The organism is Variovorax sp. GW823-FHT04B03, from assembly GCF_058796495.1.
Map to the genome: position 1 here is coordinate 97,955 of NZ_JBXAIT010000004.1, position 20,941 is coordinate 118,895.

At 64.7% G+C, this 20,941-nt stretch carries 21 protein-coding genes and 1 tRNA gene; all 22 read right to left on the reverse strand.

From position 1 onward, the window contains the following. Positions 1-22 precede the first annotated feature (22 nt). Entirely contained in the window at positions 23-508 is a 486-nt protein-coding gene (locus tag AC1RAD_RS17810) for a DUF1178 family protein (protein WP_095949073.1), read from the reverse strand. A 7-nt stretch (positions 509-515) separates the two neighbouring features. Then, positions 516-1,130, reverse strand: a complete 615-nt coding sequence (locus AC1RAD_RS17815; RefSeq protein ID WP_492736335.1) for an NUDIX domain-containing protein — start codon at positions 1,128-1,130, stop codon at positions 516-518. Positions 1,131-1,135: 5 nt separating this feature from the next. Further along, positions 1,136-1,441 (reverse strand): DUF2818 family protein, encoded by a 306-nt coding sequence (locus AC1RAD_RS17820; RefSeq protein WP_095746054.1) that lies wholly within the window; start codon positions 1,439-1,441, stop codon positions 1,136-1,138. A gap of 16 nt (positions 1,442-1,457) precedes the next feature. Beyond that, positions 1,458-2,945 carry an NADH-quinone oxidoreductase subunit NuoN gene (gene nuoN, locus AC1RAD_RS17825; protein WP_062475383.1) on the reverse strand — a complete coding sequence of 496 codons (1,488 nt, stop codon included), beginning with the start codon at positions 2,943-2,945 and terminating at the stop codon, positions 1,458-1,460. 24 nt (positions 2,946-2,969) lie between these two features. Then, positions 2,970-4,448, reverse strand: coding sequence for an NADH-quinone oxidoreductase subunit M (locus AC1RAD_RS17830; protein ID WP_062475386.1), 1,479 nt, complete (start codon positions 4,446-4,448; stop codon positions 2,970-2,972). Between the two features lie 25 nt (positions 4,449-4,473). Then, complete coding sequence (nuoL, locus tag AC1RAD_RS17835) at positions 4,474-6,519, reverse strand: NADH-quinone oxidoreductase subunit L (protein WP_095746056.1); 2,046 nt, start codon at positions 6,517-6,519, stop codon at positions 4,474-4,476. A gap of 7 nt (positions 6,520-6,526) precedes the next feature. Then, positions 6,527-6,835, reverse strand: a complete 309-nt coding sequence (gene nuoK, locus AC1RAD_RS17840; protein ID WP_007837741.1) for an NADH-quinone oxidoreductase subunit NuoK — start codon at positions 6,833-6,835, stop codon at positions 6,527-6,529. Beyond that, a complete protein-coding gene (locus AC1RAD_RS17845) occupies positions 6,832-7,491 on the reverse strand; it encodes an NADH-quinone oxidoreductase subunit J (protein WP_062475392.1) in 660 nt (219 codons plus the stop codon). Before AC1RAD_RS17845 ends, nuoK begins: the two co-directional genes overlap by 4 nt. Positions 7,492-7,528: 37 nt before the next feature. After that, positions 7,529-8,074, reverse strand: a complete 546-nt coding sequence (gene nuoI, locus AC1RAD_RS17850; RefSeq protein WP_062475395.1) for an NADH-quinone oxidoreductase subunit NuoI — start codon at positions 8,072-8,074, stop codon at positions 7,529-7,531. An 18-nt stretch (positions 8,075-8,092) separates the two neighbouring features. After that, the gene (nuoH, locus tag AC1RAD_RS17855) at positions 8,093-9,169 is read right to left on the reverse strand and encodes an NADH-quinone oxidoreductase subunit NuoH (protein WP_095949076.1); all 1,077 of its coding nucleotides are present in this window, start codon (positions 9,167-9,169) and stop codon (positions 8,093-8,095) included. Continuing rightward, positions 9,166-11,331 (reverse strand): NADH-quinone oxidoreductase subunit NuoG, encoded by a 2,166-nt coding sequence (gene nuoG / locus AC1RAD_RS17860; RefSeq protein ID WP_492736337.1) that lies wholly within the window; start codon positions 11,329-11,331, stop codon positions 9,166-9,168. Before nuoG ends, nuoH begins: the two co-directional genes overlap by 4 nt. A gap of 20 nt (positions 11,332-11,351) precedes the next feature. Beyond that, the gene (gene nuoF / locus AC1RAD_RS17865) at positions 11,352-12,692 is read right to left on the reverse strand and encodes an NADH-quinone oxidoreductase subunit NuoF (RefSeq protein ID WP_070063112.1); all 1,341 of its coding nucleotides are present in this window, start codon (positions 12,690-12,692) and stop codon (positions 11,352-11,354) included. Further along, positions 12,692-13,234 (reverse strand): NADH-quinone oxidoreductase subunit NuoE family protein, encoded by a 543-nt coding sequence (locus AC1RAD_RS17870; RefSeq protein ID WP_062475406.1) that lies wholly within the window; start codon positions 13,232-13,234, stop codon positions 12,692-12,694. The genes nuoF and AC1RAD_RS17870 overlap by 1 nt, the downstream gene beginning before the upstream one ends. Positions 13,235-13,244: 10 nt before the next feature. After that, positions 13,245-14,498: an NADH-quinone oxidoreductase subunit D gene (locus tag AC1RAD_RS17875; protein ID WP_062475408.1), complete on the reverse strand. Its 1,254-nt coding sequence runs from the start codon at positions 14,496-14,498 to the stop codon at positions 13,245-13,247. 5 nt (positions 14,499-14,503) lie between these two features. Continuing rightward, on the reverse strand, positions 14,504-15,115 hold the full coding sequence (locus AC1RAD_RS17880) for an NADH-quinone oxidoreductase subunit C (protein ID WP_492736339.1): 612 nt from the start codon (positions 15,113-15,115) through the stop codon (positions 14,504-14,506). 13 nt (positions 15,116-15,128) lie between these two features. Continuing rightward, a complete protein-coding gene (locus tag AC1RAD_RS17885) occupies positions 15,129-15,608 on the reverse strand; it encodes a NuoB/complex I 20 kDa subunit family protein (protein WP_007837763.1) in 480 nt (159 codons plus the stop codon). A gap of 15 nt (positions 15,609-15,623) precedes the next feature. Continuing rightward, positions 15,624-15,983 (reverse strand): NADH-quinone oxidoreductase subunit A, encoded by a 360-nt coding sequence (locus tag AC1RAD_RS17890; protein ID WP_055805154.1) that lies wholly within the window; start codon positions 15,981-15,983, stop codon positions 15,624-15,626. A 67-nt stretch (positions 15,984-16,050) separates the two neighbouring features. Continuing rightward, a tRNA-Leu gene (locus tag AC1RAD_RS17895) sits at positions 16,051-16,135 on the reverse strand. 119 nt (positions 16,136-16,254) lie between these two features. After that, the gene (secG, locus tag AC1RAD_RS17900) at positions 16,255-16,668 is read right to left on the reverse strand and encodes a preprotein translocase subunit SecG (protein WP_062475415.1); all 414 of its coding nucleotides are present in this window, start codon (positions 16,666-16,668) and stop codon (positions 16,255-16,257) included. Between the two features lie 38 nt (positions 16,669-16,706). Then, a complete protein-coding gene (gene tpiA, locus AC1RAD_RS17905; RefSeq protein WP_492736341.1) occupies positions 16,707-17,471 on the reverse strand; it encodes a triose-phosphate isomerase in 765 nt (254 codons plus the stop codon). Positions 17,472-17,484: 13 nt separating this feature from the next. Next, the gene (locus AC1RAD_RS17910; protein ID WP_159276094.1) at positions 17,485-18,483 is read right to left on the reverse strand and encodes an NAD(P)H-quinone oxidoreductase; all 999 of its coding nucleotides are present in this window, start codon (positions 18,481-18,483) and stop codon (positions 17,485-17,487) included. 90 nt (positions 18,484-18,573) lie between these two features. Then, positions 18,574-20,907 (reverse strand): polyribonucleotide nucleotidyltransferase, encoded by a 2,334-nt coding sequence (pnp, locus tag AC1RAD_RS17915; protein ID WP_492736344.1) that lies wholly within the window; start codon positions 20,905-20,907, stop codon positions 18,574-18,576. Between the last annotated feature and the right edge of the window lie 34 nt (positions 20,908-20,941).

The following is a 20,941-nucleotide window of genomic DNA, read 5'->3' on the forward strand; positions in this document are numbered from 1 at the left end:
GACTCGTCGTCGAGCCGGCCGGTTACTGCAGGGTTTCTTTCAGCGCCGCCGGAATCGGCAGCGCCATCACCGGAATGCCTTCATCGAGCAGCGCCTCGGTCTGCTCCGGTGTGGCCTGGCCGCGGATGCCGCGCTCGGCGGTTTCGCCGTAATGCATCTTGCGCGCCTCGTCGGCAAAGCGGTCGCCGACGTCTTCGGTCTTGGCCAGCACTTCGCGCACGGCGCGCATCCAGCGGGCTTCGGGTGAAGTCGCGCTTGCGGAGACTTGCGTGGAAGGCGTTGCGGGTGCCGCCGGCGCGCGGGCCGCGTCGCCGCGCCCTTCTTCCTTCGGCGCCTTGGCGTTGCTCAGGTTCAGGCGGGGTGCGCTCAGCAGCTTGACGATGGCGGTGTCGCCGCAGACCGGGCACTCGACGAGGCCGCTGGCAAGCTGGCTGTCGAACGCTTCATTGGACGCAAACCAGCCCTCGAAGCCGTGGCCGTGCGTGCAGCGGAGATCGAGGACCTTCATGCGCGGATTATCCCGCGCCGCCTTGCGAGGCTGCGGCCTGCCAATCCAGTGCCCATGCGCCCGACAGGACGTTCTGCAGCCACAGGGCGCAGGTGAGCGTCTTCGCGTCGGTCACGGTGCCGTCGCGGCACCAGCCGATGAGCTCCTGCGGCGTGGCGGTGAACACGTCGAGAAACTCGCCGTGGTCGAGCTGGCGCTCGCCCAGCGAGAGGCCGCGTGCGAAGTAGATGTGGATGATCTCGGTCGAGTACGCCACCGCCAGGTGCGTGGCGCCCGCATGCGCCCATTCGCGCGCGGTGTAGCCGGTTTCCTCGAGCAGTTCGCGCTGACCGCACAGCAGCGGATCTTCGCCGGCGTCGAGCTTGCCCGCGGGAAACTCGACGATCACCCGATCCACCGGGTAGCGGAACTGGCGCTCCAGCACCACGCGGCCGTCGTCGAGCAGCGGAATCACCACCACCGCGCCCGGGTGCACCACGTACTCGCGCGTGGCGCTGTGGCCGTCGGGCAGGCGGATGGTGTCGCGCTTGGCATGCAGGAATTTGCCCTTGAAGAGCTCTTCGCTGCTGACGAGCGCTTCCTTCAGGTGCGCATCGACGGTTGCGGTGGCGGGAGAAGTCATGTCGGTCAGTGCCTGTGCTTCATCAGGTAGCGCCAGGTGAACCCCGGGAAGGCCAGCACGACGAACAGCGAGGCCGTCACCGCGTAGAACTCCCAGCCCTGGGCGGCGATCTGCCCTGCCCTGCGCTCGAACAGCAGGCCGATGCCGCCGGCGATGAAGTACAGCACCACCAGTTCGCCGAAGCGGATGGCGAGCGACTTGTGCCCGGTCGACAGCGGCACCGCCCCGAACAGGCGCTCATTCAGGAACGGCAGGTTGGCGGCCACCAGGGCCACCAGCAGCACCACCCAGACCGACGCGGTTTGCGACACCGTGTTGCGGACCGCGTCAGTGGGCCAGCGTGGCCGCGATAGCGTCGTAGCACAGCGTCATCAGACCGCCGGGCAGCACGCCAAGAATCAGGATCAGCGCGCCGTTGATCGTGAGCACGGTGCGCACGTCGAACGAGGCCGACACGGTGGTCGCCGTGACGGGCGCGTCGAAGTACATGACCTTGACCACGCGCAGGTAGTAGAACGCGCCGATCAGCGAGGTGATCACGGCGAACACCGCCAGGCCGATGTAGATGGCAGCGCCCGAGGCGATCAGCGCCTGCAGCACGGCCAGCTTGGCGTAGAAGCCAACGAGTGGCGGCAGGCCGGCCAGCGAGAACATCGCGATGGCCATCACGCCGGCGTACAGCGGGCTGCGCTGGTTGAGGCCGGCCAGGTCGGTGATCTCTTCGCTTTCGAAGCCTTCGCGCGCCAGCAGCAGGATGATGCCGAAGCTCGCCAGCGTGGTCAGCACGTAGGTCACGACGTAGAACATCGCGGCGCTGTAGGCGGCCTGCGCGTTCTGCGTGCCCTGCAGGTCGGAACCCGCCACCAGGCCCAGCAGCATGAAGCCCATCTGCGCGATGGTCGAGTAGGCCAGCATGCGCTTGAGGTTGCTCTGCGCGATGGCGGCCAGGTTGCCGATCACCAGCGACGCCACCGCCAGCACGGCCAGCATCTGCTGCCAGTCGATAGCCAGTGGCTGCAGGCCGTCGACCAGCAGGCGGATGATGATGCCGAAGGCAGCCAGTTCGGGCGCGGCGCCGATCAGCAGCGTGATCGCCGTCGGCGCACCCTGGTAGACGTCGGGCACCCACATGTGGAACGGTGCGGCACCGACCTTGAACGCCAGGCCGGCCACGATGAAGACCAGGCCGAACACCAGCACCTGGTGGTTCACCTTGCCGGTCGAGATCGCCTTGAACACTTCGTTCAGGTCGAGCGAGCCGGTGGCGCCGTACATCATCGACAGGCCGTACAGCAGGAAGCCGCTGGCCATGGCGCCGAGCACGAAGTACTTCATGGCGGCTTCGCTGGCCACCGCGTTGTCGCGGCGCAGCGCCACGAGCGCGTAGCTCGACAGCGTGAGCAGTTCCAGGCCGAGGTAGATCAGCAGGAAGTTGCTGCCACCGATCATCACGAACATGCCCAGCAGCGCCAGCATGCTGATCGTGAACATCTCGCCGCCGCGCAGCATCTCGCGGTCGGCCGCATAGGGACGGCCGTAGACCAGCGTGACCATCAGGGCCAGCGAGGCGAAGCACTTGAGCCAGTTGCCCATCGTGTCGCTCACCACCATGCCGCCGAAGCCGTAGGAAGTCTTGCCGCCGACAGCGGCCAGGCCCGTGAGCACGGCCACCGCCGCCAGCGTAAGCAGCGTCAGGATGTAGGTGCGGGTACGGCGCGGGCTCGTGTCCGACAGGTCGACCAGCGCAATGATGCAGGCCATGACCAGCAACACGATTTCGGGGTAGATCGTCACCCAGCTGAGTTTGTCAATCATCTCGTTCTCTTCTTCAGCGTGGCATCAGACGGGCAGCTTCGAAATCGCCACGTGGCGCAGAAGCTCGACGACGGAGGCATCCATCGCGTCGGTGAAAGGCTTCGGATACAGGCCCATCCACAGCACGGCGATGGCCAGCAGCGAGAGCATCAGGAATTCGCGGGCGTTGATGTCCTTCAGTTCCTTGACGTGGTCGTTGCCGACCGGGCCCAGATACACGCGCTTGTACATCCACAGGGTGTAGGCGGCGCCGAAGATCAGTGCGGTGGCAGCGCCCAGGCCGACCCAGAAGTTGGCCTTGACGGCGCCCAGGATCACCATCCATTCGCCCACGAAACCGGCGGTGCCCGGCAGGCCGCAGTTGGCCATGGCGAACAGCAGCGCGAACGCGGCGAACTTGGGCATGGTGTTGACCACGCCGCCGTAGTCGGCGATCTGGCGCGAGTGCACGCGGTCGTACAGCACGCCGATGCCCAGGAACATGGCGCCCGACACGAAGCCGTGGGCAATCATCTGCACGATGCCGCCGGACACGCCGAGCTCGTTGAAGATGAAGAAGCCCAGCGTCACGAAGCCCATGTGGGCGACCGACGAGTACGCCACCAGCTTCTTCATGTCCTGCTGCACCAGTGCAACGAGGCCCACGTAGATCACGGCGATGAGCGACAGCGCGATCATGAGCCACGCCCACTCGTGCGAAGCGTCAGGCGCGATCGGCATCGAGAAGCGCAGGAAGCCGTAGGCACCCAGCTTCAGCATGATCGCGGCCAGCACGGCCGAACCGCCCGTGGGGGCCTCGACGTGCACGTCGGGCAGCCAGGTGTGGACCGGCCACATCGGCACCTTCACGGCGAAGGCCGCGAAGAAGGCGAAGAACAGGAAGGTCTGCGCGGTCGAGCCCAGCGGCAGCTTGTGCCAGCTCAGGATGTCGAAGCTGCCGCCCGACTTGTTGTACAGGAAGATCAGCGCGACCAGCATCAGCAGCGAGCCGAGCAGCGTGTACAGGAAGAACTTGAATGCCGCGTAGATCTTGTTCGGGCCGCCCCAGATGCCGATGATCAGGTACATCGGGATCAGCGTGGCTTCGAAGAACACGTAGAACAGGATGCCGTCGAGCGCCGAGAACACGCCGATCATGAAACCCGACAGGATCAGGAACGCGCCCATGTACTGGTTCACGCGCTCGGTGATCACTTCCCAGGCCGAGATCACGACCACGACCGTGATGAACGAGGTCAGCAGCACCAGCCACAGCGACATGCCGTCGATGCCCAGGTGGTAGTTGACGTTGAAGCGCGAGATCCAGCTCGTCTTCTCGACGAACTGCATCGCGGCGGTTCCGTTCTGGAAGCGCGTGAACAGCGGCACCGTGACCAGGAAGCTCACGATGGCACCGACGAGCGCGACCCAGCGCACGCCCTTGGCGTGCTCGTCGCGGCCAAACGCCAGCAGCACGGCGCCGAATGCGATCGGCACCCAGATGGCAAGGCTCAACAAACCCATTTTTCTTTTTCTCCAGCGTTCGGGCTCAACGTTTGAACCAGACGAAGTACGTCATCAGGATGAAGATGCCCAGCAGCATCGCGAAGGCGTAGTGGTAGATGAAGCCCGACTGCAGCCAGCGCACGACGCCGGCCACGCGACCCACCACCTTCCAGGAACCGTTGACGAGCGCGCCGTCGATCAGCGCCTGGTCGCCGCCCTTCCACAGGCCCGTGCCGAGCAGGCGCGCACCGCGGGCGAGGATGTTCTCGTTGATCCAGTCGAGGTAGTACTTGTTCTCGAGCAGGTTGTAGATCGGGCTGAAGGCGCGCTTGATGGCGGCCGGCAGTGCCGGGTTCATCATGTACATGTAGTACGACAGCGCCACGCCGGCCAGCGCCAGCCAGAACGGTGCGGTCTGCAGGCCGTGGATCGCCATGGCGACCGGGCCGTGGAAGGCTTCCTTCAGCTCGCCCATCGCGTGGTGCTTGGCACCGTCGACGAAGATCGCGTCCTTGAAGAAGCTGCCGAACAGCATCGGGTCGATGGTCATGAAGCCGATCACCACCGAGGGGATCGCCAGCAGCACCAGCGGCAGCCAGACCACCATCGGCGATTCGTGCGGCTTGTGGGCGTCGTGGCCATGGCCGTGGTCGTCGTGTCCGTGCGCGTCGTGCGCATGGTCGTCGTGGTGTGCGTCCGGGTTCTGGTCGTAGCGTTCCTTGCCGTGGAAGACCAGGAAGTACATGCGAAACGAGTAGAACGCCGTCACGAACACGCCGGCCAGCACCGCGTAATAGGCGAACTGCGCGCCCCACAGGTGGCTTTCGTGCACGGCCTCGATGATGCTGTCCTTCGAGTAGAAGCCCGAGAAGAACGGCGTGCCGATGAGGGCGAGCGAACCCAGCAGCGAGGTGATCCAGGTGATGGGCATGTACTTGCGCACGCCACCCATCCAGCGGATGTCCTGGTTGTGGTGCATGCCGATGATCACCGAGCCCGCGCCGAGGAACAGCAGCGCCTTGAAGAACGCGTGCGTCATCAGGTGGAACACCGCGACCGAGTAGGCCGAGGCACCGAGCGCCACGGTCATGTAGCCCAGCTGCGAGAGCGTCGAGTACGCGACCACGCGCTTGATGTCGTTCTGGATGATGCCCAGGAAGCCCATGAACAGCGCGGTGATGGCACCGATCACAAGGATGAAGCTCAGGGCCGTGTCGCTCAGCTCGAACAGCGGCGACATGCGCGCCACCATGAAGATGCCGGCCGTCACCATGGTCGCTGCGTGGATCAGCGCCGAGATGGGGGTCGGGCCTTCCATCGAGTCGGGCAGCCACACGTGCAGCGGGAACTGGGCGCTCTTGCCCATCGCGCCGATGAACAGGCAGATGCAGATCACCGTGATGAGCATCCACTCGGTGCCCGGGAAGGTGATGCCGGCCAGCGTGTGCGCCTTGGCGAAGGCTTCGCCGTAGTTCAGCGTGCCGGCGTAGGCGGCGATCAGGCCGATGCCCAGGATGAAGCCGAAGTCACCCACGCGGTTGACCAGGAAGGCCTTCATGTTCGCGAAGATGGCCGTGGGCTTGTTGAACCAGAAGCCGATCAGCAGGTACGACACCAGGCCCACCGCCTCCCAGCCGAAGAACAGCTGGAGCATGTTGTTGCTCATGACGAGCATCAGCATCGAGAAGGTAAAGAGCGAGATGTACGAGAAGAAACGATTGTAGCCGTCGTCTTCTTCCATGTAGCCGATTGTGTAGATGTGAACCATCAGCGACACGAAGGTCACGACGCACATCATCATGGCCGTGAGGCCGTCGACCAGGAAGCCGACTTCCATCTTCAGGCCGCCGACCATCATCCATTCGTAGATGGTCTGGTTGAAGCGGGCACCGTCGACGATGACCGACTTCAGCGTCATCGCCGAGATCACGAAGGCGACGAACACGCCCAGGATGGTCAGCGAATGCGTGACCTTGCGGCCGATGTGGTTGCCGCCGAACTTCGTGCCGAACAGGCCGGCAAGTGCGGCGCCGACCAGGGGTGCCAGCGGCACGGCCAGCAAGGTGGATGCGGAAAGGGTTGCGCTCATACTGCTGTCAACCCTTGAGCGAGTTGAGTTCGTCGACGTTGATGTTGGACTTGTTGCGGAACAACAGGACCAGCAGCGCCAGGCCGATGGCCGATTCGGCCGCCGCCACCGTCAGGATGAAGAACACGAAGATCTGGCCGTGCATGTCGCCCAGGTAGTGCGAGAAGGCCACGAAGTTCATGTTGACCGCCAGCAGCATCAGCTCGATGGCCATCAGCAGCACGATCAGGTTCTTGCGGTTCAGGAAGATGCCGATCACCGACAGCGCGAAGAGCATCGCGCCGAGCGAGAGGAAGTGTCCGAGCGTGAGCGTCATGCCTTGTTTTCCTTTGCAGCGGCATCCGCTGCCGGGGCCTCAACCACCGGCTCGGCCGCACGCGTGACGGGCATCTGCACGATGCGCACGCGGTCGCGCGCCTTCACGCGCACCTGGTCCGACGGGTTGACGTACTTGCTGTCCTTGCGGGTGCGCAGCGTCAGTGCAATGGCAGCAATGATGGCCACCAGCAGGATGACCGCGGCGATTTCCAGCGGGTAGAGGTATTCGGAATACAGCAGCTTGCCCAGCTCGAGCGTGTTCGAGCTGTTGGGCGAGGTCGTCGCCATGGCGCGCGGGCCTTCGCCCAGGCGGAAGCCGCCCATGAGCACGGCGGCCATTTCGAGCGCGATGAGCGCGCCGATGCCTGCCGCCAGCGGGAAGTGCTTCCAGAAGCCCTCTCGCAGGCCGTCGACGTCGATGTCCAGCATCATCACAACGAACAGGAAGAGCACCATCACGGCGCCGACGTACACCAGCACGAGCGAGATCGCCAGGAACTCGGCGCGCAGCAGCAGCCAGATGGCCGAGGCCTGGAAGAATGCCAGCACCAGGTACAGCGCGGCGTACACGGGATTGCGGGAGGTGATGACGCGGAAGGCTGCAAACAGCAGCACCGCGGCAAACAGATAGAACAGACCGGTCTTGACGTCCATTGGGATTCGATTGGTACGGGTTTCGAGCGGAGCCGGCTCAGCGGTACTTGGCGTCGGCCGCCTTGTTCGCCGCGATTTCTTTTTCGTAGCGGTCGCCCACGGCCAGCAGCATGTCCTTGGTGAAGTACAGGTCGCCGCGCTTTTCGCCGTGGTATTCGAAGATGTGCGTCTCGACGATCGAGTCGACCGGGCAGCTCTCTTCGCAGAAGCCGCAGAAGATGCACTTGGTCAGGTCGATGTCGTAGCGCGTGGTGCGGCGCGAGCCGTCGTCACGCACGTCGGATTCGATGGTGATCGCCAGCGCGGGGCACACGGCCTCGCACAGCTTGCAGGCGATGCAGCGCTCTTCGCCGTTCTCGTAGCGGCGCAGCGCGTGCAGGCCGCGAAAACGCGGCGACAGCGGCGTCTTCTCTTCGGGGAACTGGACGGTGATCTTGCGTGCGAAGGCGTACTTGCCCGTGATGGCCAGGCCCTTGAACAGTTCGAACAGCATGAAGCTGCCCAGGAAGTCCTTGAGCGAGAACGGTGCGGAGGCCAGCTTGGAGGTGCGTCCGAGCCCTCCGGCGGTGTGTGAAGCAGTCATGATGTCGTCGCTTCCTGCTTATTTCCAGATGTTGAACGGCGTCTGCATCCAGCCACCGACCACGACCAGCCACACCAGGGTGACGGGAATGAAGATCTTCCAGCCCAGACGCATGATCTGGTCGTAGCGGAAGCGCGGGAACGTCGAGCGCACCCACAGGAACATGGTGACCACGCAGAAGGTCTTCAGGCCCAGCCAGATCCAGCCCGGAATGAAGCTCAGGAACTCGAACGGCGGCAGCCATCCACCGAGGAACAGCACCACGGTCAGGATCGAGACGAGCCACATGTTGGCGTACTCGGCCAGGAAGAACATCGCGAAGCTCATGCCCGAGTACTCGATCATGTGGCCGGCCACGATTTCGGATTCGCCTTCCACCACGTCGAACGGGTGGCGGTTGGTTTCGGCGAGACCCGAGATGAAGTACACGACGAAGATCGGCAGCAGCGGCAGCCAGTTCCACGACAGGAAGCCAATGCCCATGTCTTGGAACATGCCCTTGCCCTGCACTGTCACGATGTCGGACATGTTCAGGCTGCCCGTGACCATCAGCACCACGACGAAGCAGAAGCCCATCGCGATTTCGTAGCTCACCATCTGTGCCGAGGCGCGCAGCGCGCCCAGGAAGGCGTACTTCGAGTTCGAGGCCCAGCCGGCGATGATCACGCCGTACACCTCAAGCGAGGTGATGGCCATCACGAACAGCAGGCCGGCGTTGATGTTGGCCAGCGCCACGTCGGGGCCGAAGGGAATCACGGCCCATGCGGCCAGCGCCGGCATGATGGTCATGATGGGACCGAGCAGGAACAGGCCCTTGTTGGCGACCGTCGGAAGGATGATTTCCTTGGTCATCAGCTTGAGCGCGTCGGCGATCGGCTGCAGCAGGCCCAGCGGCCCGATGCGGTTCGGGCCCACGCGGATCTGCGTGAAGCCGATGGCCTTGCGTTCCCACAGCGTGAGGTACGCCACGGCCAGCATCAGCGGGATCACGACGACGATGATCTTGATCAGCGTCCAGACCACGGGCCAGACGACGGACGTCCACCAGCCTGCGGCGACCAGCCCCTGGCCGAAGCCATGAATTGCGTCGATCATGCCAGGGCCTCCTCGGCACGAGCGGGTGCGGCCGGTGCGCTGTTGCGCGCGTCGGCGGTCAGCTGCAGCGACGGTGCGCGGCGCACGATCGAGTCGAGCTGGTAGATGCTCGCGACCACGGGCGCAGTCACGGCGCCGCTGGCCGCGACGGCCTTGGCAGAGGTGGCGTTGCTCAGCGCATTCGCCGGCACGGTGCCCTTGTCACCGACGGTGGCCAGCACCTCGGCGGTCGATTCGAAGGCGAAGCCCGGCAGGCCGAGCAGGTTCGCCAGCACGCGCAGCACCTTCCACGCCGGACGCGTTTCGCCTTGCGGCTTCACGACGGCATGGAAACCCTGCACGCGGCCTTCGGCATTGACGAAGGTGCCGGGCGTTTCGGTGAACGGGGCGATGGGCAGCAGCACGTCGCTGAACTCGAGGTTGGCCTTGAAGGGGCTCAGCGTGACCACCATCTGCGCATTGCCGATGACATCGGCGGCGGCAGCACCGGCGGCCGAGTCGAACACCGGCTCGGTGTTCAGCAGCAGCACGGCCTTCAGGCCGGAGCCGGCGGCGAGCATGCGGCCGGCATCGAGGCCGCCGTTTTGCGGGAAGGCGCCGACGAGCTGTGCGCCCACGGTGTTGCCCGCTTCGGTCAAGTAGCCGACGGTGGCGCCGGTCTGTGCGCCGATCCAGTTCGCGAGGGCCAGCAGGCTGCTGGCTTGTGCGTGGTGCGCGGCGGCATTGCCGAGCAGGATGGCCTTGCGTTCGCCGCTCAGCAGCGAGGCTGCGATGGCTTGCGCGGCGGCGTCGGGCGCGTTCTTCGGTGCCAGCGGCGCGGCGGCACCGTTGGTCTGGGCGATGGCAGCGGCCACGGCGGCCAGCGCCTCGACCCACTGGTCGGCTTCGACGATGGCCGCTTGCGCCACGTCGATGGCCCAGGCACCGCGGTCGGCCATGAGGCTGGACGAGGTGATCACCGACAGCGCGGCGCCCTTGCGCACGGCCTGGCGGATGCGCTGCGCAAACAGCGGGTGTTCCTTGCGGAGGTTCGAACCGACGACCAGCGCGCGCTGCACTTGCGTGAGCGAAGCGATCGAAGTGCCGAGCCAACGCACGCCTTCGAAGGCCGTGAATTCGGCATTGCGCAGGCGGTAGTCGATGTTGTCGCTGCCGAGTTCACGCGTGAGCATGGCGGCGAGTTGCAGCTCTTCGAGCGTGCTGTGCGGGCTGACCAGCGTGCCGATGCTTTGCGCACCGTGGTCGGTCTTGATCTGCTTGAGGCCGTTGGCGACGTACTCGAGCGCCGTCTGCCAGTCGACCTGCTGCCATTGGCCGCCCTGCTTCAGCATGGGCTGCGTCAGACGTTCCGTGCCGTTGAGCGCTTCGTACGAGAAGCGGTCGCGGTCGGCGATCCAGCATTCGTTGACGTCTTCGTTCTCGAGCGGCACCACGCGCATGACGCGGTTGTTCTTGACCTGGACGATCAGGTTGGCACCGGTGGAATCGTGCGGGCTCACCGACTTGCGGCGCGACAGTTCCCAGGTGCGGGCGCTGTAGCGGAACGGCTTGCTCGTGAGCGCGCCGACCGGGCAGATGTCGATCATGTTGCCCGACAGCTCGGAGTCGACCGAGTCGCCGAGGAAGGTTTCGATTTCGGAGTGCTCGCCGCGGTGCGACATGCCCAGCTCCATCACGCCGGCCACTTCCTGGCCGAAACGGACGCAGCGCGTGCAGTGGATGCAGCGGCTCATTTCTTCCATGCTGATCAGCGGGCCGACGTCCTTGTGGAACACGACGCGCTTTTCTTCTTCGTAACGCGAAGAAGAGCCGCCGTAGCCCACGGCCAAGTCCTGCAGCTGGCATTCGCCGCCCTGGTCGCAGATGGGGCAATCCAGTGGGTGGTTGATCAGCAGGAACTCCATGACGGACTGCTGGGCCTTGATGGCCTTGTCGCTCTTGGTGCGAACGATCATGCCCTGCGTGACGGGCGTGGCGCAGGCCGGCATCGGCTTGGGCGCCTTTTCCACGTCGACCAGGCACATGCGGCAGTTGGCCGCGATGCTGAGTTTCTTGTGATAGCAGAAGTGCGGGATGTAGGTGCCCGCCTTTTCGGCCGCATGCATCACCATGCTGCCTTCGGTCACTTCGACCTTCTTGCCGTCGAGTTCGATTTCGATCATGTCTGTGTTTCTTCTCGCACTCAGGCCTTGACGGGCGCCGTCGGGACGTGGCCCGGGATCAGGGCCTCGAACTCATGGCGGAAGTGCTTGATCATGGCGCGCACGGGCATGGCTGCCGCATCGCCGAGCGCACAGATGGTGCGGCCCATGATGTCGCCGGCCACGGAGTCCAGCAGCTGCATGTCGCTGGGCTTGCCCTGGCCGTTGTGGATGCGGTCCACCACGCGGTAGAGCCAGCCCGTGCCTTCGCGGCAGGGGGTGCACTGGCCGCAGGACTCATGCATGTAGAAGTACGAGAGGCGCTTGAGCGACTCGACCATCGAGCGCGTGTCGTCCATGACGATCACGGCGCCCGAACCCAGCATGGAGCCGGCCTTGGCGATGGAGTCGTAGTCCATGGTGCAGGCCATCATGATGTCGGCCGGCAGCACCGGCGACGATGAGCCGCCGGGGATCACGGCCTTGAGCGTGCGGCCCTTGCGCACGCCGCCGGCCAGTTCGAGCAGCTTGGAGAACGGCGTGCCCATCGGCACTTCGTAGTTGCCGGGCAGCTCGACGTCGCCGCTCACCGAGTAGATCTTGGTGCCGCCGTTGTTCGGCTTGCCGCACTCGAGGTAGGCCTGGCCGCCGTTGCGGATGATCCAGGGCACCGCCGCGAAGGTCTCGGTGTTGTTGATGGTGGTCGGCTTACCGTACAGGCCGAAACTGGCCGGGAACGGCGGCTTGAAGCGCGGCTGGCCCTTCTTGCCTTCGAGCGATTCGAGCAGCGCGGTTTCCTCGCCGCAGATGTAGGCACCGAAGCCATGGGCGGCGTGCAACTGGAAGTTGTACGTGCTGCCCATGATCTTGTCGCCGAGGTAGCCGGCGGCACGTGCCTCTTCGAGGGCGGCCTCGAAGCGGTCGTAGCTCTGGAAGATCTCGCCGTGGATGTAGTTGTAGCCCACGCTGATGCCCATCGCATACGCGGCGATGGCCATGCCTTCGATCACGATGTGCGGGTTGAACTGCAGGATGTCGCGGTCCTTGCACGTGCCGGGCTCGCCTTCGTCCGAATTGCAGACGAGGTACTTCTGGCCCGGGAACTGGCGGGGCATGAAGCTCCACTTCAGGCCGGTCGGGAAACCCGCGCCGCCGCGGCCGCGCAGGCCCGAGGCCTTCACTTCGGCGATCACCTGGTCGGGCGTGAGGCCCTCAGTGAGGATCTTGCGCAGCGCCTGGTAGCCGCCGCGCGCTTCGTAGTCGGCCAGGTGCCAGTTGGTGCCGTCCAGGCCTGCATAGATCTGAGCGCCGATGTGGCGATCATGGAAGCAGGTCTGGACACCGGTGGCCTGGAATTGCGAGAGAACCTGTTCGGGCGTCATCACGAAGCCTCCCCTGGCTTGGCACTGCGCAAACCGTCGATGAGCTGGTCGAGCTTGTCGTTGCTCATGAAGCTGCACATGGTGCGGTCGTTGACCAGCATCACGGGCGAATCGGCGCAGGCGCCCAGGCATTCGCTCTGCTGCAGCGTGAACAGGCCGTCGGCCGTGGTCTCGCCCATCTTGATGCCGAGCTTCTTCTCGAGGTGCACGAGCGCGGTGACGCCGTCGCGCAGCTGGCACGGCAGGTTGGTGCACACGTTGAGCTTGAACTTGCCCACCGGATGCTGGTTGTACATGTTGTAGAAGGTCGTCACTTCGTGCACGGCGATGGGCGCCATGCCGAGGTAGGCGGCGATCTCGCGCTCGCGCTGCACGCTCACGAAGCCTTCGTCCTGCTGGACGATGGCCAGGCAGGCCATCACGGCCGACTGCTTGCCGGCTTCGGGGTACTTCGCGACCTCGCGCGCAAAGCGCTCGAGGATGGCAGCCTTCAGCGGCGCCGAGGGCGCTGCGTCATGGTGATGGGTTGAGGAAGTCGTCATTCGCTCTTTCTCACCTGTCGATTTCGCCGAACACGATGTCCATCGTGCCGATCACCGCGACAGCGTCGGCGATCATGTGGCCGCGCGACATTTCGTCGAGGGCAGCGAGGTGCGGGAAGCCCGGGGCGCGGATCTTCAGGCGGTACGGCTTGTTGGCGCCGTCGCTCACGAGGTAGATGCCGAACTCGCCCTTGGGATGCTCGACGGCGGCATACGCCTCGCCTTCGGGCACATGGAAGCCTTCGGTGAAGAGCTTGAAATGGTGGATCAGCTCCTCCATGTTCGCCTTCATCGATTCGCGCGCGGGCGCTGCGACCTTGTGGTTGCTGGTGATGACCGGACCCGGATTCACGCGCAGCCATGCCGAGCACTGCTGGATGATCTTGTTGGCCTGGCGCATTTCTTCCACGCGGACCAAGTAGCGGTCGTAGCAGTCGCCGGTCTTGCCCACGGGCACGTCGAACTGCATCTGGTCGTAGACGTCGTAGGGCTGCTTTTTGCGCAGATCCCATTCGACGCCCGAGCCGCGCAGCATCGGGCCGGTGAAGCCCAGGTTCAGCGCGCGCTCCGGCGTGACCACGCCGATGCCCACGGTGCGCTGCTTCCAGATGCGGTTGTCGGTGAGCAGCGTCTCGTACTCGTCGACCATCTTCGGGAAACGCTTGCAGAAGTCGTCGATGAAGTCGAGCAACGAGCCCTGGCGGTTCTCGTTGAGCTTCTCGATGGCCTTCGCATTCTTGATCTTGCTGACCTTGTACTGCGGCATCGAATCCGGCAGGTCGCGGTAGACGCCACCCGGACGGAAGTACGCCGCGTGCATGCGCGCGCCGGACACGGCTTCGTACATGTCGAACAGGTCTTCACGCTCGCGGAAGCAGTAGATGAGCATGTTCATCGCGCCGCAGTCCAGACCGTGCGCGCCGAGCCACAGCAGGTGGTTCAGCAGGCGGGTGATCTCGGCGAACATCACGCGGATGTACTGCGCGCGGATCGGCACATCCAGGCCCATCATCCGCTCGATGGCGAGGCAGTAGGCGTGCTCGTTGGACATCATCGACACGTAGTCGAGGCGGTCCATGTAGGGCAGCGACTGGATGAAGGTGCGCGATTCGGCGAGCTTCTCAGTCGCACGGTGCAGCAGGCCGATGTGGGGGTCGGCACGCTGGATCACTTCGCCGTCCAGCTCGAGCACCAGGCGCAGCACGCCGTGTGCTGCGGGGTGCTGGGGACCGAAGTTGAGTGTGTAGTTCTTGATTTCGGCCATATCTGTCAGTGCAAACCGCCGCCGTAGTTGTCTTCGCGGATCACGCGCGGCGTGATTTCGCGCGGCTCGATCGAGACCGGCTGGTAGACCACGCGCTTCTGCTCTTCGTCGTAGCGCATTTCGACGTCACCCGACACCGGGAAGTCCTTGCGGAACGGGTGGCCGATGAAGCCGTAGTCGGTCAGGATGCGGCGCAGGTCGTCGTGGCCGTCGAACACGATGCCGTACAGGTCGAAGGCTTCGCGCTCGAACCACGTGGCGGCGCTCCACACGGGCTGGAGCGAATCGACCACGGGCAGGTCTTCGCTGGTCGCGAACACCTTCAGGCGCACGCGCTGGTTGAGACTCACGGAAAGCAGGTGCGAGACGACGCCATAGCGCTCGCCCTGCCACTCGCCTTCGCGGTAGTCGGAATAGTCCATGCCGCACAGATCGATCAGCTGTTCGAAACGGCAACCGGGCGCATCGCGCAACAGCAGCGCCGCGTCGATGTAGTCGGCGGCGCTGACCACGACAGTCACTTCTTCAAGCGCAACCGTCACGCTCTTGGCCTTGGCGCCGAGTGTCTCGGCGATGGTGGCGCGCAGCACCTCCGGCGAAATTGCAAAGTCAGTCATCGTCGGCAATCTCTCAGGCGCGGGCAATGGTGTTGGTGCGGCGAATCTTCTGCTGCAGCTGGATCACGCCGTACAGCAGTGCTTCAGCGGTGGGCGGACAACCCGGCACATAGACGTCGACCGGCACGATGCGGTCGCAGCCACGCACCACGGAATAGCTGTAGTGGTAGTAGCCGCCGCCATTCGCACAGGAGCCCATCGAGAGCACCCAGCGCGGCTCGGGCATCTGGTCGTAGACCTTGCGCAGCGCCGGCGCCATCTTGTTGCACAGCGTGCCGGCCACGATCATCAGATCGGACTGGCGCGGGCTGGGGCGGAACAGCATGCCGAAACGGTCGATGTCGTAGCGGGCAGCGCCCGCGTGCATCATTTCGACCGCGCAGCATGCGAGGCCGAACGTCATCGGCCAGAGAGATCCGGTCTTCGCCCAGTTCACGACCGAGTCGTAGGTCGTGGTGACGAAGCCTTCTTTGAGAACGCCTTCAATGGCCATCGTGTAGCTTCCTTGTCATTCCCAGTCGAGCGCGCCTTTTTTCCACTCGTAGACGAAGCCCACGACGAGGATGGCGAGAAAGATCATCATGGCCCAGAAGCCAACAGCGCCGATTTCCTTGAGCGCAATGGCCCACGGAAAGAGAAAGGCAATCTCGAGATCGAAGAGGATGAAGAGAATCGCGACGAGGTAATAGCGCACGTCGAACTTCATGCGCGCATCCTCGAAGGCTTCGAAGCCGCACTCGTAGGGCGCGTTCTTCGCAGCGTCGGGCCGATTGGGCCCGAGGATGTATCCGATGACTTGCGGGGCGACGCCTACGCCGACCCCGACCAAAATGAACAAAAGGACGGGAAGGTAGGAATCGAGGTTCATCGAGAAATTTTCACCGCTTGCCACCGACAGAAGAGCCTCTGGAAAGAGATCTTCTGTCGGTGAGATTTGGTGCGGTCGGCGAGACTCGAACTCGCACAGCTTTCGCCACTACCCCCTCAAGATAGCGTGTCTACCAATTTCACCACGACCGCGGTTTTTAACTGTCCAGATGGCATGAGGTGCCGTTGAGGCATTTGGCTTTCTGAACAGATTTAGAGTTTACCCTGAAATGAAGCCGTTTCTCACGAACGGCTGCATGAAAACAACCTGATTACTTGGCCGGAATCTGGCCGGTGCCCGAAACGGGTGCCACAGGCGCCGAAGCCGCCTTGGCAGGTGCCGCCGCAGCGGGGATTTCGCCCGCAGCGCCAGTCGTCGCAGGAGCGACCGGCACAGCAGGCGCACCCACGGCTGCGCGCTCCAGCAGGCTGCCGCCGCCCGCAGGACGTGCGTGGCTGAAGTAGGCCAGCAGCAGCGTGCAGGCGAAGAACACCGCAGCCAGCACGGCCGTCGTGCGCGAGAGGAAGTTGGCACTGCCGCTGGCGCCGAACAGGCTGCCTGCACTGCCGCTGCCGAAGGCCGCGCCCATGTCGGCACCCTTGCCGTGCTGGATCAGGATCAGGCCGATCATTGCCAGCGCCGCCAGCATTTGCACGCCGACCAGAAGATTGAGGACCACGTTCATTCGTTCTTACTCCTAAGTGATGGCTGCCGTTGCCGCGATCAGCGTGCAGCGGCAGAAATGATCTGCAGAAAGTCGGGCGCCTTGAGCGAGGCGCCGCCGATGAGGCCGCCGTCGATGTCGGCCTGCGCCAGCAGTTCGGCGGCATTCGCCGCGTTCATGCTGCCGCCGTACAGAATCTTGATGCCCGCGGCGTGTTCGCTCGCGGCATGGTGCAGTTGCGCACGCAGCACGGCATGCACCGCCTGCGCCTGCTCCGGCGAAGCCGTCTTGCCCGTGCCGATGGCCCAGACCGGCTCGTAGGCCACGACGATCTCGCTGATGCAATGGCCGTTCACATGGATCACCGCAGCCAGCTGGCGCTTGACGATCTCTTCGGTCTGCCCTGCTTCGCGCTCTGCCAGCGTCTCGCCGACACAGACGATTGGCGTGATGCCGTTCGCCAGCGCCGCCGCCGTCTTCGCGGCCACGGCATCGTCGGTTTCGCCGTGGTACTGGCGACGCTCCGAATGGCCGACGATGGCATAGCGCACGCCGAAATCCTTCAGCATCGCAGCCGATTGCTCGCCGGTGAACGCACCTTGCGGGTGCGCCGAAATGTCCTGCGCACCGAGGGCCAGCGACGGCGTGTCCGCCAGCAGCGATTGCAGCTGGGCGAAGTACGGCGCAGGCGCGCACAGCGCGACACCGCATGCTGCAGGGCTGGCGGCCAGCCCTTGCTGCAGGGCCCTCACCAGCGCCTCGTTGGCGGCCAGACCGCCATTCATCTTCCAGTTGCCGGCAATCAGTTTCTTGAAGGTTGTCATCGCGTTGTTCGTCTCACCAAGTCAGCACGATCTTGCCGATGTGCTGGTTCGATTCCATCAGCGTGTGAGCCTGGGCCGCGCCGCTGGGCTCACCTGCTGCCGCATAGGTGCTGTGGATCACGGGCTTGACCGCGCCGCTTTCGAGCAACGGCCAGACCTTTTCACGCAAAGCCTTGGCGATGGCGCCCTTGAACGCCACCGGCCGCGGACGCAGCGTCGAGCCGGTGATCGTGAGCCGACGACGCAGCACGAGGCCCGCGTTGATCTCACTCTTCACACCGCCCTGCACCGCAATGATCACCAGCCGGCCGTCTTCGGCTAGGCACTCGACCTCGCGCGCCACGTAGTCGCCCGCCACCATGTCGAGCACCACATCCACGCCCTTGCCGCCCGTGAGCTGCTTCGCCACTTCGACAAAATCGCTCGTGCGGTAGTTGATCGCGTGGTCGGCGCCGAGTTTCAGGCAGGCTTCGCACTTGTCGTCGCTGCCGGCCGTGACGATCACGGTCGCACCGAGCGCCTTGGCGATCTGGATCGCCGTGACGCCGATGCCGCTGGAGCCACCCTGGATCAGCAGGGTCTCGCCCTTCTGCAGGCGGCCGCGCTCGAACACATTGCTCCAGACGGTGAAGAAGGTCTCGGGCAGCGAAGCCGCCTCGACATCGCTCCAGCCCTTGGGCACCGGCAGGCATTGCGCCACGGGCGCCACGCACAGCTCGGCATAGCCGCCACCAGCCACCAGCGCGCACACGCGGTCGCCGACCTGGAAGCCCGCATCGGCCAGCGCCTTGGCGTCACCCGACACGATCTCGCCGGCCACTTCGAGGCCCGGCAGGTCGGAGGCGCCGGGCGGCACGGGGTAGTGCCCCATCCGCTGCAGCACGTCCGGGCGATTCACGCCGCTGGCCGCCACGCGGATCAGCAGCTCGCCCTCGCCCGCCACCGGGTCGGGACGTGCAGCGACGCGCAGCACCTCAGGGGCGCCGTACGAAGTGATCTCAATGGCTTTCATGGGGGTCTCCGAGGCTCGGATGCCCGCACGGGGCGGGCATCACCACTGTCCACGCGAGAGGCGACGGCACAGGCCGTCGCGCCTCACTGCTTACTCCTGCGGTTCGCGCGGCCCTTGCTGCTGCGACTCGCCGGCGGGCTGCTGTTGCTGCTCGCCGCGGGGCTGTTGCTGCTGGTCGTTGAAGCGCGGTGCGCGCTCGCCGCGGTCACCGCGGTCACCGCGGTCGCCACGGTCCGAACGCTCGCGGCGGTCGCCGCCACGGTCGCCGCGATCACCACGGTCTTCGCGCGGCGGGCGCTCGCTGTATTCCATGCCGGCCGGACGCTCGGTCAGGGCCTTCATGGACAGCTTGACGCGGCCCTTTTCGTCGGTCTCGAGAACCTTGACCTTCACGATCTGGCCTTCGCTCAGGTAGTCGGTCACCTTCTCGACGCGCTCGTGCGCGATCTGGCTGATGTGCAGCAGGCCGTCCTTGCCGGGCAGCAGGTTGACCAGCGCGCCGAAGTCCAGGATCTTGGTGATCGGGCCTTCGTAGACCTTGCCGATTTCGACTTCAGCGGTGATCTGCTCGATGCGCTTCTTGGCGAATTCGGCCTTTTCCGGATCGGTCGAGGCGATGGTGATGGTGCCGTCTTCGTCGATGTTGATCGTCGTGCCGGTTTCTTCCTGCAGGCCGCGGATGACCGCGCCGCCCTTGCCGATCACGTCGCGGATCTTCTCGGGGTTGATCTTCAGCGTGGTCAGGCGCGGTGCGAACTGCGACACGTCGGCCTTGGCCTCGCCCATCGCTTCTTGCATCTTGCCCAGGATGTGCATGCGCGCTTCCTTGGCCTGAGCCAGTGCGACCTGCATGATTTCCTTGGTGATGCCCTGGATCTTGATGTCCATCTGCAGCGCGGTGATGCCGTTGGTCGTGCCAGCCACCTTGAAGTCCATGTCGCCCAGGTGATCTTCGTCGCCCAGGATGTCGGTCAGCACCGCGAAGCGGTTGTCTTCCTTGATCAGGCCCATGGCGATACCGGCCACGTGCGCCTTCATGGGCACGCCGGCGTCCATCATCGAGAGGCAGCCGCCGCAGACCGAAGCCATCGACGAGGAACCGTTCGACTCGGTGATTTCCGACACCACGCGGATGGTGTACGGGAATTCTTCCTTGGTCGGCAGCACGGCGACGAGCGCGCGCTTGGCCAGACGGCCGTGGCCCACTTCGCGGCGCTTGGTGGAGCCCATGCGGCCCACTTCACCGGTGGCAAAGGGAGGCATGTTGTAGTGGAACAGGAAGCGGTCTTCGTACTCGCCGGCCAGCGCGTCGATGCGCTGTGCGTCGCGCTCGGTACCGAGCGTGGTGACGACCAGGCCCTGCGTCTCGCCGCGCGTGAACAGCGCCGAGCCGTGGGTGCGGGGCAGCACCGAGTTGCGGATTTCGATGGGGCGCACGGTGCGCGTGTCGCGGCCGTCGATGCGCGGCTCGCCCTGCAGGATCTGGCCGCGCACGATGCGCGACTCGATCGCGAACAGCAGGTCGCTGACCTTGCCGGCGTCGAACTCGGCGCCTTCGGCCTTCAGGGCCGTGAAGACGCTGGCATTGGCTTCGCGCAGGGCTTGCGTGCGAGCTTGCTTGCTGCGGATCTGGTAGACGGCGCGCAGCTTTTCTTCGGCCAGGCCGTTGATCTTGGCGATGAAGTCTTCGTCCTTGGCTTCAGGCACCCAGGTGCCTTCCTTGAGCCATTCCGGCTTGCCGGCGTCGCGCACGAGGTCGTGGATCGCGTTGATCGCGATGTTGGCTTGCTCGTGACCGAACACCACGCCACCCAGCATGATTTCTTCGCTGAGTTGCTGGGCTTCGGATTCGACCATCAGCACGGCGGCTTGCGTGCCGGCGACGACGAGGTCCATCTGCGAATCCTTGCGGGCGGTGGGGCCCGGATTCAGCACGTACTGGCCGTTGATGTAGCCCACGCGGGCGGCACCGATCGGGCCGCTGAACGGGATGCCGGAGATCGACAGCGCGGCGCTCACGCCGATCATGGCGGCGATGTCGGCATCGACTTCAGGGTTCAGCGACACGGTGTGGATCACCACGTGCACTTCGTTCAGGAAACCTTCGGGGAACAGCGGGCGGATCGGACGGTCGATCAGGCGGCTGGTCAGGGTTTCGTGTTCGCTGGGCTTGGCTTCGCGCTTGAAGAAGCTGCCGGGGATCTTGCCCGCGGCGTAGGTCTTCTCGATGTAGTCGACGGTCAGCGGGAAGAAGTCCTGGCCGGGCTTGGCGGTTTTGGAAGCGACCACGGTCGCCAGGATCACGGTGCCGTCGATGTCGACCAGCACGGCGCCGGTCGCCTGGCGGGCGATTTCACCCGTTTCCATGACGACAGTCTTGTCGCCCCATTGGAAGGACTTGGTGATTTTGTTGAAGAGGCTCATTATTGCTCCTATTTTGATAGCGAATCACACAGGA